At 61.4% G+C, this 14,253-nt stretch carries 11 protein-coding genes; 3 read left to right on the top strand and 8 right to left on the bottom strand.

What is annotated here, in order from left to right:
- Nucleotides 1-2: 2 nt before the first annotated feature.
- A complete protein-coding gene (locus tag ACZ47E_RS20795) occupies nt 3-1,349 on the top strand; it encodes a condensation domain-containing protein (RefSeq protein ID WP_278067612.1) in 1,347 nt (448 codons plus the stop codon).
- 111 nt (nt 1,350-1,460) lie between these two features.
- Here the strand turns inward: ACZ47E_RS20795 and ACZ47E_RS20790 are convergent, their stop codons facing one another.
- The 7 genes from ACZ47E_RS20790 to ACZ47E_RS20760 form a co-directional block, all read right to left on the bottom strand.
- Nucleotides 1,461-4,295 carry a condensation domain-containing protein gene (locus ACZ47E_RS20790; protein ID WP_278067611.1) on the bottom strand — a complete coding sequence of 945 codons (2,835 nt, stop codon included), beginning with the start codon at nt 4,293-4,295 and terminating at the stop codon, nt 1,461-1,463.
- A gap of 61 nt (nt 4,296-4,356) precedes the next feature.
- Entirely contained in the window at nt 4,357-4,635 is a 279-nt protein-coding gene (locus ACZ47E_RS20785; RefSeq protein WP_108081550.1) for a phosphopantetheine-binding protein, read from the bottom strand.
- Nucleotides 4,628-5,467, bottom strand: coding sequence for a siderophore-interacting protein (locus ACZ47E_RS20780; protein ID WP_278067610.1), 840 nt, complete (start codon nt 5,465-5,467; stop codon nt 4,628-4,630). The genes ACZ47E_RS20785 and ACZ47E_RS20780 overlap by 8 nt, the downstream gene beginning before the upstream one ends.
- A 233-nt stretch (nt 5,468-5,700) precedes the next feature.
- Nucleotides 5,701-6,654: an ABC transporter substrate-binding protein gene (locus ACZ47E_RS20775; protein ID WP_278067609.1), complete on the bottom strand. Its 954-nt coding sequence runs from the start codon at nt 6,652-6,654 to the stop codon at nt 5,701-5,703.
- A gap of 22 nt (nt 6,655-6,676) precedes the next feature.
- Complete coding sequence (locus tag ACZ47E_RS20770) at nt 6,677-7,741, bottom strand: FecCD family ABC transporter permease (RefSeq protein WP_278067608.1); 1,065 nt, start codon at nt 7,739-7,741, stop codon at nt 6,677-6,679.
- Nucleotides 7,738-8,751 carry a FecCD family ABC transporter permease gene (locus tag ACZ47E_RS20765; RefSeq protein ID WP_278067607.1) on the bottom strand — a complete coding sequence of 338 codons (1,014 nt, stop codon included), beginning with the start codon at nt 8,749-8,751 and terminating at the stop codon, nt 7,738-7,740. Before ACZ47E_RS20765 ends, ACZ47E_RS20770 begins: the two co-directional genes overlap by 4 nt.
- Nucleotides 8,748-9,548, bottom strand: a complete 801-nt coding sequence (locus tag ACZ47E_RS20760) for an ABC transporter ATP-binding protein (protein ID WP_042936078.1) — start codon at nt 9,546-9,548, stop codon at nt 8,748-8,750. Before ACZ47E_RS20760 ends, ACZ47E_RS20765 begins: the two co-directional genes overlap by 4 nt.
- Nucleotides 9,549-9,762: 214 nt before the next feature.
- Between ACZ47E_RS20760 and ACZ47E_RS20755 the strand changes: the two genes are divergently transcribed.
- A complete protein-coding gene (locus ACZ47E_RS20755; RefSeq protein WP_464017138.1) occupies nt 9,763-11,070 on the top strand; it encodes an NtaA/DmoA family FMN-dependent monooxygenase in 1,308 nt (435 codons plus the stop codon).
- Here ACZ47E_RS20755 and ACZ47E_RS20750 read toward each other — a convergent pair.
- Complete coding sequence (locus ACZ47E_RS20750) at nt 11,067-11,843, bottom strand: IclR family transcriptional regulator (RefSeq protein ID WP_153776079.1); 777 nt, start codon at nt 11,841-11,843, stop codon at nt 11,067-11,069. The two genes, ACZ47E_RS20755 and ACZ47E_RS20750, sit on opposite strands and share 4 nt — an antisense overlap.
- 294 nt (nt 11,844-12,137) lie before the next feature.
- Between ACZ47E_RS20750 and ACZ47E_RS20745 the strand changes: the two genes are divergently transcribed.
- Entirely contained in the window at nt 12,138-14,204 is a 2,067-nt protein-coding gene (locus ACZ47E_RS20745) for a TonB-dependent receptor (protein ID WP_464017137.1), read from the top strand.
- Nucleotides 14,205-14,253: the final 49 nt, after the last annotated feature.

Below are 14,253 nucleotides of genomic sequence, written 5' to 3'. Positions count from 1 at the left end.
AGATGGCGCATATCGATCCCGCCGGCGGCTGGCTTCCACTGACGCAGCCGCAACTCGATTTCTGGGAGGAGTTTTCCTTCCATCCCGACGAACCGGTTTCAACCGTCGCCCATTACATCGATCTTTCCGGTGCGGTGAATGAAAGCGCGCTCCTTCAGGCGATCACACGCACCGTGCGCGAATCCGAAGTCCTGTCTATCCGCTTCCGCGTCGGCGATGATGGCGAGACGCCGCAGCAATGCTGCGACCCAAGCCATGCCCCGGTTGTGGAACTTGTCGATCTCCGAGGCAATCCCGCTCCGCTGGAGGAGGCTTTGCGGCGCATGAACGCGGATGTGGAAGCGCGGCTCGATCTCACGGCCGACAGGCTCTCGGCGCAGCTCCTCTACCGTATCGCCGATGATCGTTACCTTTGGTATATCCGCGCTCATCATATCGTCGTTGATGGTTATGGGCTGACGCTGGTGGAGCAGCGCTGCGGCCAGCTTTACGGGCACTATTGCGGCAAGGGTGAAGCGGGTCCGGATTTTCACCCCTTCGGCGATTTCCTGGCGGAAGAGGAAGCCTACAAGCGGAGCCGGCGTTTCGAAAAGGATCGCGATTTCTGGACAGCCTATCTCGCCGCACCCGCCGATCTGCCGGTGCTGGACAAGGATTGCGAGGATTATGGCGGCGGCGGCCTGCATGCGGATGCGGCCTTGCCGCCCGGTTTCAGCACGCGGTTGCAACGACTGGCCGGCGCACTGGAGATTGGCTGGCCCGATCTTCTGGTGCTGCTTTCCGGTCTTTATCTCCACCGGGTGCTGCCCCGTCCGGATCGTGATGTCCTGACACTGTGGCTGCCTTTCATGAGCCGCTGGGGCAGTTTCGGCGCGCATATGCCGGCCATGCTCGTCAACATCCTGCCGTTCCACCTCACCATCGAGCCTGGAGAGGACGTCGGCGCATTTCTGACGCGCAACGCCGCCAATCTGCGGAAGCAGCGCCTGCACGGCCGCTACCGTATTGAACAGATCGCCGCCGACCGGGAAATACCGAAAGGCCGGCGCTTCTTCTTCTCGCCGCTCATCAATGTCCTGCCGTTCAGCGCGCCGGTGTTTGCCGGGCTCACCGTTGCTAGGCACATTCTGGCGAATGGTCCCGGCGACGGGTTCAACCTTACCTTCCGCGGTGAAGATGACGGCAGCGAACTGAACCTGCACATCGATGCGGACTCGGCGCTGACACAAGCGGGAGACTTCGCCCGCTACCGTAAAGAGCTGCCATTGTTCCTCGATGCCATGCTGCGCGAGGAGGCCTTGGCGCTTGCGGCGGTGGAGGCGTCCACGGCGTTCCGCCTGGCGGTCTGAGGTGTGACGGCGTGCGGATGCAGGGGCCGCGCCAGGACATTCTCATCAGCGTTCAAAGACAAATAACCCGGCTCCGTCAGGCGAAGCCGGGTTTTCCTTGGCAGGTCCGGCTCAGGCGAGCGTCGTCAGCACGCGGTCCGAAGCGCCGGTTTCCGCAAAACGGCTGAAGATGCCGCTGGTGGTGCTGCGCAGCCGCTCGACATCCTCAGGTCCGTAACGGCCCGAACGGTAGCTCATCAGCACGCGAATGGAGCGATCGCCGCCGATCGTCTCTTCCATTACCTCGAACTGCAGCCCCAGCATGGATTCGTGTTTGTCAGGATCGATCTGGCGGAATTCCACCGCCCTGCCATCCGGCCCCGCAAGGGCGCCGTTCAGCTTGTTCTTGGCGTGGATCTGGATGAAGACCTCGAACAAATGGTCGCGACCCGGCGTCATGCCCAGTGCTTCCTCCACGAGATCGATCGGGATTTCGCTGTGTTCCAGCGAGCCATTGATGGTGTTCTTCACCGAGGAAATCAGTTCGCCGACGGTCATCGTTTCCGTGAAACGAACGCGATGGGCGACGACCGTGGTGAAATAACCGATCGTATCGAAATAGTTGCTGTCGGTGCGGCCCGAAGCCGAGGTGCCGACCACGAGATCGCTCAGCCCGCCGAGATGGCGCAGCGATGCGGCAATCGCGGCATAGACCACGTTGAACAGCGAGGCGCTGTTCTGCCTGGCAATGGCGTAAAGCCCGTCGCTGACATGTTTTTCCAGCTTGAACTCGATCCAGCCGCCTGCCGGTGCTTCGTCCTGCGATGCCTCGTGCGGTGTGCTTTCCTGTCCGTTGAGAGTAAGGCCTCTCGGCGCATCCCGCAACATATCGGTCCAGTAGGCAAGGTGGCTGGAATTGACGCCTGACGCGACCTGTTGTCTTGCAAATTCGTGGAACGGGGCTGGTCTGGTCGCGAAGACCGGGGCCATGCCCGTCGCCCTTGCCCGGTAAGCCTCGGTCAGCTCGTCCATCATCAGGTTCACCGACCATTCGTCCAGCACGATGTGATGGAAGAGGAAGGAAAGCACCTGACGGCCGGTGTGGGGGTCGCGCAGGAAGCGCAGCCGCATCGGCAGTTCGCGCGCTAGATCGAAGCGCCAGCCAGCCTCGGCGTGGCGGTCCACCCCTTCGCTTTCTTCGCTGGTCCAGAACCATTTGTAACCGGGCAGATCATGCATTGGCACGATCCTCTGCAGAACCATATCGTTTTCGACGTAGAAATGGGTCCGCAGGCCAGGATGGCGCTCGATTATATCGAGGAAGGCGCATTCGAAGGCGGTCTCATCGACCGGATCGAGGAAATCGAGCGCGAAGGGAATGTTGAAGATTTCGCCGAAACCGAAAGCGGCATAGGCTTTCCAGAGCGACATCTGCGCCAGCGAAAGCGGCGCGGACAGCGAGCCGCTCGCCGTCGCGTCCGCCTGCGCAGGCGCAGCGGTTGCGAGCCGCGTCGCCTGTTTTGCGAGCGTGGCGGCGGTCGGGTAGCTGAACAGATCGTTGAAACGCAGCTCGATGCCGTGATTGGCGAGAAGGCGGCCGATGATGCGGGTCGCGATCAGCGAATGGCCACCGAAATCGAAGAAATCGTCATCCGGCCCCATGTCGGGTGAGACGAGCGCTTCACGGAACTCGGCGAGGATCGTTTCGACGGTGTCGTCCTTCTGAGCGGACGCACTGGGCGAAAGGGCTGCCTGCTGCGGTGCTGCCGCGGCGTCTTGAGGGACGACCTCGGAAAAATCCGTGCCGCCTTCAAGATGGCTGACGAAGCGCTCCAGGAGGAAGGCCGTCGCATGCGGCGATGTTTCCCTGCCGCCCGTCAATTCGAGGCGGATTTCGCCCGCGGCCGTCGGCCCGACGGCAAGTGTCAGGCCGAGGCCGGATTGCAGGGAGGGCAGGGGCAGGTGCTCGAAGTGAAGACCATGTTCCGATATGGCCCGAACAGGTGTTGCAAGCGCCTGCAGCGTTAAGGTGACCTTTGCGCCTCCATTGTCGGTTCGTTGCTCCAGCCCCAACAGCACGGCATTTTCAGCCTGTTCGGGCGATTGGTCGCGGGTGATCGCTATCCGCGCCACGGACTCGGCTGAAATCGGCGTGGCTGCGCCGAGGCCGGGCCGCAGGCGAAGGGTTACTGTTTCGGGGCCACCGCTTCTTGCCAGGAAAAGTGCAAAACGCGATCCGGCACGCGCGAGGATCGCGTTTGCAGCCGTGGAGCTGTGGAGGCCGAGCAGGGAAGCCGCAAGGTCGACGCCGTGGCTATGGCTCGCAGGCCTGTCAATTGTGTTCTGCCGCAGCGCCACGACGGTCGAGCCAGTGGCTGGACGTTGCAGCCAGCCAAGCGGAAGCGGGTCGACGCTGTCACTTTCGACCGCACGCGGCGAAAGCGGTTTCGGCGTTCCACCGGCATAGGCCGCCGTAATACCGTCCAGCAGGATCTGCGGCGAGAGGACCTCGCCCAGCAGGGCATGGACCAAAAATGCCAGCAGGATTTCCCCTTCGCTCAAAAGCACGACGGCCTGGAAAGGCGGGTCGGTCTCGGCATCAAAGGGCCTCCCCTGAAGGTCGTGCAGCAAAGTCAGTGCCTCCTCTGCCGAGGGGACATGCAGCAGCTGCACGATGGATGCGGATGGAGCCTCAATACCCTTGGCAAGCGTGCCGTCCTCGCCAAAGGCAAAGCGCGCACGAAGCTCGGGCCAGACCTCACAAACCGTCTTCAGTGCCGAGGTTAGACGCAGCAGATCGCATTCTTCACCGATCCGATAGGCGAGAAGCTGCCGAAAGACCTGATCGGGATCCTGAAACTGTTCGAACCAGACCCGTTCCTCATATTGGCTCGGCGGGGCCTCCCCTTCGTTGTCGAAGCCTTCTTCGATGCGACGTGCGAGCATACGTGTGTTGTCTGCTGCCATGGTCCTCTCCTTGGTATAGTCGGAAATCGCGCTCCGGCGCGAAACGTGCCGGTTCGCGGGATCAATGTCCCGCGCGCGACCGTTCGATGAGTGCCTGCCACGCGGCAAGCGTTGGCCGCCGGGCCAGATCGTCATAAGCGAGCCGCGCTCCCGCAAGCTGTGAAAGCGGCTGCATCAGGCGCATGAGGGCAAGCGAATGAAGTCCATAGCCGAACAGGTTGTCCCCCGGTTCGATATCGCGCACTTCATCTTCCAGAACCCTTGCGAGAAGGGCTCTGAGTTGCGTCATAGTCGCTTCCGCATCCCGCATGGCAGCCGTCGTGATTGCCGGGTTACTCATCGAAATGATCGTGAACGCCGCTCGCGCCGCGCCGCCAGTAGCCGGAAGCACGGGTCCATTTGGGGTTGGCGCCAAATTCCTCGACCAGAAGGGCGCGAACCGCCTTTGCGGTCTTCGATTCGCAGGCGACCCAGCTGAAGAAGTCGCCCTTTGGCAGTTCGAGCTGGCGCAGGGCGCTCGTTAATGCATCGTGGTCGGTTCCGTTGTCCGGCCTCTGCGTTATCCAGACGATCGAAGCGTCCGCCCTGGTTACGAGCTCCAGCCGGTCCGCCTCCGTTTCGACTTCGATCAGCGCCACGACGGGTGTGCCCGCAGGCATCTCCTCCAGTCGCCGTGCCAGCGCGGGAAGGCCGGTATCGTCGGCGATCAGCAGGTGCCAGTCATAGGTGAAGGGAACGGTGAAGGAACCGCGTGGGCCGGCGATCCATGCCTTGTCACCGACTTTCGCGTTCTTCGCCCAGTTGCTGGCCGGGCCATCGTGATGGGTGGCGAAATCGATGGCGAGTTCGCCTTTTTCGGCATCGAAGCTGCGCGGCGTGTAGTCACGCGCCAGCGGCCGCGGCGCGCCTTCCGGGAATTCAATGCCGTTCGGGCCGATCACCGGCAGGGTCGGTTCGGTTTGGCCGGGCTGGGGGAAGAACATTTTGACGTGGTCGTCAAAACCGAGGCTCGTAAAGCCCTCCAGTTCCGGCCCGGTCAGCACGATGCGTACCATGGATCGGCTGAGTTTTTCGGTCCGCGCCACGTCCAGCGCGCGCAGCGTCACGGCGTGGCGGTGGCGTTTGGGAGTGCGGTCCGGAAGGGCGGAATCCATGGTTTCTGGCATGCTCATGCTGCTGTCTTTCCTGGGATGACGCCGACGGGTTCGGCGGTCTCGCTGTCCCGGGTCGGCGTGCCGGATGATCGCGCTTTGGGGTTCTCGTCCGGCGCGATATTCCGGCGTCGTTGCGTCAAGATGCGCGGACCATAACAGGCGGTTTCCGCCCCGGCAATATAAGTTTCTTCGAAAACTCAAGTTTATGCCCGGTACGTGATCGTGCCGGGATTTGTCGGGCAGAAAGGTGGTCAGCGGCGGCCTGCCCAGCTTTCCACTTCATCCAATGTATGGAGCGCGCTCGGAATGGAAGGCGTCGTCACCCTGGTGGAATCGAGGAAAACAATCCTTTTCTCGCGTGCCGGTTTTACGAAACGCTCCCAGCCGGGAATGATCTTTTCAAGCGCGGCGCGGGTTCCCGCCTCGCCGCGGGCTGGGCTGGTATAGCTGTTCATCACCACAAGCAGATCGGGATTGAGCTTGCCGAATGCTTCGGCGCTCAGCGGTATCATAAGGGTCGAGCCCATTCCGCCCGAAGAGGCGGTACTGTCGATCTTCAACCTGACATAACCGAGATCCTCTATTGCCTGCACCGCGCCGGACATGTTCCCCACGGCGTTGATCTGGTCCGTCAGCAGGATCGCGAGATAAGTCTTGCCGTTGATATCTTCACCCAGCGTCTTCTTGACGGCGGCGAGCTTGGTGTCATAGGTCCTCCGACGCTCAGCGAAGACATCGCTTCGCCCAACCAGACCTGCAAGGTCTTCCTCCACGCTGAAGCCATAGGCTTTGCCGGCGCTTGCCTTTTGCAGATAGACCGGTGCGACCGTGGAGAGCTGTTCGGCCTTGCCGCTGTCCATTTCCGTGGCGACGATGAGGTCCGGTCGCAGCGCCCGCAGCTTTTCGAGGTCGATTTGGCCGACAGCGCCGAAACCCTTCGGTTTCGCGTGGCCTTCGCCAAGAACGGTATCAACGAAATCGACGGCGGTTGCGAATTTGCCGTCGCTGTTGCGGCCATAGGCGCCGACCACATCAGCGCCAAGATCCATCAGCGGCACGCCCAGAAGCGGCTCGTGCATGACGACAATGCGCTGCGGCTTTTCCGGAACGGTGACGGTGCGGCCGGCGGCATCGGTCACGCTGCGCTCGGCGGCGAGACTCGTTCCGGCGGCCAGAAGTGCGGCGACGAGGATGGCAATTCGCATGGCATTCCCTTTATTCGATATATTAGTGAGCGTTGGTTCTGCGCAACGCCTGCAGGCGCAGCGTGAGGATGAAGAGCGGCACGCCGATCAGCGTCAGAGCAAGGCCAATCGGCATCGGCACATCCGCCACCAGCCCGCGCGAGAGCGTATCGGCGGCGACCACCAGAATGCCGCCGGTAAGCCCCGACAGGAAAAGCCTGGCGCGGCCGACGGCGGGCGAAACGAAGGTGGCGAGATGCGGGGCGATGACGCCGAGAAATGTCAGCGGGCCGACGGCGGTAACGGAGGAGGCGCTTAGAATTACCGCAAACACAATGACGAGCGGTCGCGAATGCCTGACGGTTTCTCCGAGTGCCATGGCCATCTCGCTGCCAAGATCGAAGACGGCAAGCGCCCGGCCAATGAGGAAAATGCCGGCAAGGCTTGCTGCAAAGAGGGGAGTAAAAACGATGATGGTCGGCCAGCTTGCCTGAAACAGCGAACCGGCCATCCAGTCCGCCAGCGAAAGCGAGGTTTCGGCTGGCGTATAGAGCAGAAGCACCGATGAGACAGAGGAAAGCGCCGCCTCAATTGCGATGCCCATCAGCAATATGGCAAGGCCGCTCGAACGTTCGCGCCCGACAAGCGCGATCAGAAGGAAGGCCACGGCCAGGCCTCCGCCGACAGCCGCAAGAGCCACCAGCGTCTTGGGGGCCGTCGGCACCAGCACCAGAAGCAGCATGATGGTGGTCATCGACCCCTGGCTCAGCCCGAACAGGCCGGGATCGGCGAGCGGATTGCGCGCGACGGATTGCAGCATCGCGCCTGCCAGCGCCACGCTCCAGCCAGCCATGAAGCCGAGCAGGATGCGCGGCAGCCGTACCGTCCACAGCGCATAGGCCTGATCATCGCCGAGATGCCCGCCGGCAAACCCGTGCAGGAGATCAATAAGGCCCGTTTCGGTATTGCCGAGGCTGACGGACACGGCGGCGATCGTCAACGCCAGCGCAACCAGCGTCAGGCCGGCCGTCAGATTGCCGATGCCGATCTGCAGCCCGCCGGGCAGCCTGAGAACGGCTTTCCCGTCTGTGGCGAAATCCCGTTTCACGATAACCCCCTTGCCGAAGGCGACAGATAGAGGCGCTTGACGATGACGATGAAAACGAGGCCGCCAAGCAGGTCCATGAACAGCCCGGTATTGACCACGTAGGGCGCAAACAGGGTTTGCGCGCCAAGATCGGCGAGCACACAGATGCTCGCGCCGACAAGCGCGGAGGCCGGCAAAGCAAGCGTGAAATTCACGCCGACCAGCGGCCGGATCATATGTGGCACTATAAGGCCGACGAACCCGATCGGGCCGCAGATCGCTACCGCCGAGCCTGACGCCAGCATGGTGGCAAACAGTGCGAGCCGGGAAATACGCGTGACATTCACGCCGGCGGAAGCGGCTTTTTCCGCGCCCAGCAGAACGAGCGTCAGCGGCCGCGCGACCGATAGCAAAATCACCATTGCAATGGCGCCGATCCACCAGAAATCGGTGAGCCGTTCGATATAGACATGGTTGATATTGCCGCCAACCCAGCTCAGGAATTCGGCCCGACGCGTGGGGTTGGAAAGAAGCAGGGCGTTTGTCACGCCGATCAGCAGCATGGAAACCAGCGCTCCGGAAAGGATGAGCGACAGACCGCGCGGATCGTTCACCCGCCCGGCAAGACGCGCGACAACGAAGCAGGCGGCAAAACCGAAGCCGGCGCCCGCAAGCGCGGCAAGGCCCTGTGCCTCAGCAGAGAGATCGAACAGCAGCGCGCCGGCGATCACGAAAAGCGTCGCTCCGGCATTCAGCCCAAGGGTCGAGGGCGAGGCGAGGGGATTGCGGGCAAGCCCCTGCAGCACGCAGCCGCTGACGGCGGTTGTGGCGCCCACATAGATGGCGATCAGCGACCGTGGAATTTGCTGATAGAGGAGCACCGATTGTTCATAGCTGTCGGCCTCCCCGCGCCAGAGTGTCGCCATGACTTCGGCAGGCGGCATGTCGCCGGACATGACGAACAGATTGACGGCGAGGATGGCGGCCAGCAACAGCGCCGCGGCAAGGATCAGCGTTATTTTCGCGATCATGCCGGAATGGCCTGTTCCTGTCGTTCCAGCCGGGGCACGCAGATGAGACGCCCCTGTCTGGAAAATATATCGGCTTCGAGGTCGAAGATTTCGGCGACATTTTCGGGTGTGACCGTGTCTGCTACCGGCCCTGATGCCAGAACCTGCCCGGCCTTCAGCATGATGACGTCGTCGGCGAAAGTGGCGGCGAGGTTGAGATCGTGCAGCACGACGATAACGGTCTTGCCGTGCCTGTCGGTCAGCTCGCGCACAAGGCCAAGAACGGCATATTGATATTTCATGTCGAGATGGTTGACCGGCTCGTCCATCAGGATCACGTCCGTATCCTGCGCCAGCACCATGGCGATGAAGGCGCGCTGGCGCTGCCCGCCGGAAAGCGTGTTGACCTGCGCTCTCGCCTTGTCCTCCAGCCCGACTGTCTTCAGCGCCCCGGCGAAAAGCGCCCGGTCACGCTCGCTCGGGCCGCCGGCAAGGCCGTAGCGTGCATAACCCGCAAGCTCGATCAACTCGCCGAGCGTCATATAGTCGGGGCAATGGCATTCCTGCGGCAGATAGGCGATACGGCGCGCGAGATCCCTGCGTCCGATGTCGCCCAGCGAACGCTCGCCAAGCCTTATCGCGCCCGATGTCAAAGGCACGAAACCCATGATGGTTTTCAACAGCGTCGACTTGCCACAGCCATTGGGGCCAACCAGCGCCGTGACGCGACCGCTGTGGAAGCGGCAAGAAAGCCCTCGCAGGACGGGAACGTGGCCATAGCTGGCGTGAAGGTCCGTGGCGTCAAGCACCGGATACAACTCCTGTTAGTCATGCGCTCATGCGTCGAGACGCCACATGAGGATTATAAGTCTTTGAATCTTAACATCGAACCTGCGGGAAACGGGCTCCTTCCCGACGGGCGCGACACTCTGGTCTTGAAGCGACACTAAACTATAGTAAAACTCTCCACAAATCGAAATTTGCCGATTCAACGCGCGGTTTTCTTGCCGGATATTTCAGTCGAGGTGCATCATGTCAGTCGCAGCCAAACTTCATGTGGGCATGTCGCTGGCCCCAACCTGGCTCAGCGGCGAAGCATGGCGTCGAGCCGACAGCGATATGAATCGGGTATTTTCCAGCGATTATTTCGTCGATCTGGCACAGCGCGCGGAAGCTGCGCATGTGGATTTCGTGTTCCGGCCGGACACGCTTTTCCTCCGCACCGAGGGGCTGGAAACCGGCGGCGGATTTGCCAGCATGGACCCGACCATGCTTCTTTCGGCCATTGCGCGGGAAACGAGCCATGTCGGCCTGTTGTCCACCGTATCGACCACATTTCTGCCGCCCTATGTGGTGGCCCGCCAGCTTCAGTCGTTGAACTGGCTCAGCAATGGCAGGGCCGGGTGGAACATCGTCACGGCACTTGAGGGGCACGAAAATTTCGGCCTGAGAGAAATGCCGTCACCGCAGGAGCGTTATGGACGCGCCGCCGAATTCACGCAGGTCGTGCAGCAGCTCTGGGCGAGTTTTCCAAATGAAGCCCTTAAACTCGACAGGGAAAGCGGGCGATTTGCCGATTCCTCGCTGGTGCGCCCGGTAGCGCATGAGGGCAGGCATTTCAGTGTGAAAGGGCCGCTCAACCTGCCAGCCCACGCCAGCCGCATTCCGTTGGTGCAGGCCGGTGCGTCTCCCGAGGGGCGCGATTTCGCCTCTTCGGTGGCGGATGCAGTCTTTGCTTCCACGCCGGACATGCGGGCAGCCATCGAACTGAGGGCGGACTTACGGCGGCGCGCCGAAGGACATGGCCGTGAGCCTGACGGGGTGAAGCTGATGCCGGGCCTCAGCCTATATCTGGCGGATAGCGGCAAGGAGGCGCTTGAACTCTTTTCTGAGACCCATGCCCGCGCCAACCGCGCCCGCACCCTGGCGTCGGTTCTCGACATGACGGGCCTCGACCTCACCGACTGGCCGCTCACGCGGGTGGTCACCGCTTCCGACCTGCCGCCGCCGCCCGAAAAACCGCGAAGCCGCACCCATGCCGGACTGCTGCGCAGGCTGATTGAGCGGGAGACGCTAAGTGTCGCGGAATTACTGCGGCGGCCGGAGGTGATGGGATCCGGCCATTGGCAGATCGTCGGCACCGTTGAAGATGCCTTTAAGGGCATCCGTGAATGGGCGGCCGCAGGGGCAATCGACGGTTTTGTCGCGGTGCCCGGCGGCTCGGTGGCATCCATGCGGCTGGTGCTGGAGCGGCTGCTGCCGAAACTCGCCGATGCCGGGCTTTTCCGCACCGCCTATTCCGGCCGCACCTTTGCGGAGCATCTGGCCGAAGGTGTCTAGCCGCCGCCGGATTCGGCGGTTGCCTGCCGGGCGGCCTCGATCAGTCGCGAAAAATGCCGTTCCGCTTCGGCGGTAGCCACGAAGGAGACGGTGGTGACGACACAACAGAGTTCGCCCTGGGCATCGAAAACCGGCGCCGCCTTGCCCGTCAGGGCGGAGAACAGATGTTCATTGAGTTCGGCGCCGCCCGTCTCGCGGATGGTTTCGAAAATGCCGGCAGCAGGAGGAGAGCCGCGAAAGGCGGGTGGTTGCAGCCTGCGCACGGCAGCCACCCTGTCCGGTGGCAGATAAGCCTGAAAAACCAGACCGCAGGCGCTGTTGTCCAGCGGCAGAACATCGCCAAGAGCGACGGTGCTGATGGAAAAGCTGGCGCTTCGCGCCCACCGCACCACGGTCGGGCCGCGCTCGGTCCAGATCGCCACGCCGCAGCTGGCGCCGATTTGCGCGGCAAGCGCCTTCATCTCACGTCCGGCGGTTTCGACCGGGTTGATTCGTCGGAGGGCGCTGATGCCGATGCCCAGCGCTGCGGGGCCGAGATCGTAACTGCCGCTTGCGGGGTCCTGTATCACCAGTCCCTCCCGCACGAGGCTTTGCATGTAACGATGCGCGGTGGAGCGACCGGTGCCGGCGCGTTTAGCAAGTTCGCCCAGCGCCAGCCCCGTATCGGACCTGGAGAGAAGATTAAGAAACCGCGCCGCAATCGATACGGATTGAATAAGCGCCGAGCGCTTTTCACCTTCGTTTTCCGGCCGTTCTTCGGTTTCGTCATCCATGGCGTTCAAGGTCGTGCCCCACTCTTTCGAGAATGCCTAACGCATTGCGACGAAAATCGGAATGGCTGTCTTCAGCCTTTTCAATGACTTCTCCGGCCGGGCTGCCATGGCGGAAAAGGCGGCCCCTTAAACTTTGTTGTAAATATGGCACATCCCGTTACGGAAGCCTGCTTGTCCGCAATACGGAACGCATTCCCTATTGCGAAACGGAAAACGCTTCCGTTACTTGAATATGACTTTAATACTCATGTTTATTTGGGGTGTATGATGGGGTTTAGCTCTAACGGCCGTTTGATGAGCGGGGTCAGTGTTCTGACGTTGGCGACATTGTTCGTGACGCCGGTTGTCGGTCAGGATCAGCAGGCTGATACAGCAGGGACGACCGTGTTGAAGCCGATTGTCGTGACCGGTGAAAAAGTGGCGCGCGACATGAAGAACACGGCCTCGTCGGTGTCAGTCAAAACCGCCGAGGAGATCAAAAAGGAAAAGACCGGCGATTCGACCGTATCCGAAGCGATCAAGGATATTCCGAACGTCGTCTACACCGACAATGTCAGTGCCCCCATCATTCGCGGACAGGACACGCAGGGCCCGAATACCGGCTCCATCGCCTTCTTCACCGGTACGGTGCCGCGCGCGACGATCAATGTGGACGGTCACTATCTCGGGTATAACGAGTTCATCTACGGGGCGACGTCCATATGGGATGTCGACACCATCGAGGTGTTCCGCGGGCCCCAGACGACCTCGCAGGGCGCCAACGCCATTGCCGGCGCCATCCTTGTCAACACCAAGGACCCGACCTTTACGCCGGAAGCCAGCTATCAGGCGGAAATCGGCAACTATCACCAGAAGCGTGGTTCCTTCGCCTTTTCCGGCCCGCTGATCGAAGACGAGCTGGCGGCGCGCATGGCGATCGATTATTCCGGCCGCGATACCTTCATCGATTACATCAATTCCGCCTTTGCGCATGAGGGAACGGACCAAAACTTCAAGGAATTCAACGGTCGCTTCAAGCTTCTTTGGGAACCGTCTGAAATTCCCGGTCTTTCCACAAAGCTGACCTATTCCTACAACGCCTCCAACCGGCCAAGCCAGGAAGCGGCGTCGCGTCCCTTCGAAGATCTCAACCACATCACCACGACGATGCCGAATTTCAGCCAGTATACCAATACGGGCATTCTCGACATCAATTACGATTTCGAGAACGGCGTGAAACTGTTCAACCAGACCCAGTTTTCCGACTCCACCGCCAAACGCCGGGTCGGCATCGCCAACAACGGCGACGCCGATGTCGATCTCAGGAACACGTCGCATGAAACGCGCGTCACCTTCGGCGATCAGGAGGATGTTCTGAGCGGTGTCGCCGGCATTTTTTATGCGCACACGAAAGCCGACGAGGTGCTTTATCTGCGCGGCACCTCTCGCTTCAGCGACACCAAGGACAATCTCGGCCTCTTCAGCGAGCTGAGCTATCGGCTGACCGACCAGTGGACCCTGACGGGTGGCCTGCGCTACCAGCAGGACCAGATTCAGCGCGCCGGTTACCGGACGCTCAGCGCCACCAGCAGAAGTTCAGTCAATTATGACGAAACCTTCTCTCAAATCCTTCCCAAGGCGTCTCTCGCCTATGCCATCAATGATGATTGGACTGTCGGCGGTCTTGTCAGCCGCGGTTACAATCCCGGCGGCGTCGCATTCGACCTGACCACCAGCAAATGGCGGAGCTTCGACAAGGAAACCATTTGGAACTACGAAGTGTTCACCCGCGCCAGCCTGCTCGATGACGCACTGACGGTAAACGGCAATCTGTTCTACATGGACATGAAGAACGCCCAGTTTAACGTACCCGTCGTCGTCTCCACCGGCATCAGCGAATCCTACACCGTTAACGCAGAAGAAGCCCATGCCTATGGTCTGGAAATTGGCGCGGATTATCGGGTGCTCGACAATCTCACGCTGAAAGCCAGCGCCGGTCTGCTGAAGACGAAGATCGACGAGATTTCCAGCAATGCCGCCTATGTCGGCAAGGAGTTCGCGAAGTCGCCGGGATACAGCTTCACCGTCGGCGCAAGCTGGGACGTGACGGACAAGTTCACCGTGTCCGGGCAGGTCCGCCATCTCGACGGCTATTATTCCGATACGGACAACAAGGCCGTCTATGCGATCGATCCCTACACGATCGCCGATGTGCGGGCGAGCTACAAGTTCCAGGACGAACTCGAGTTCTACGCTTACGTCAAGAACGTCTTCGACGAGCGCGCGCCGACCCTTATGAAGGAAAACCGCGGCATCGGCGGCATCGAGGCGAGCATGACCGAACCGCGCATGTTCGGCATCGGGGTGCGCGGCACATTCTGAGCCGTCACCTGAGCTCGAAAAGAAAAAGGCCTTCGAAGCGATCTTCGGA

Source organism: Agrobacterium sp. 5Ca39 (genome assembly GCF_055382365.1).
Note: the sequence above shows the minus strand (reverse complement) of the source record. Positions and strands in the feature narration are given on the sequence as shown.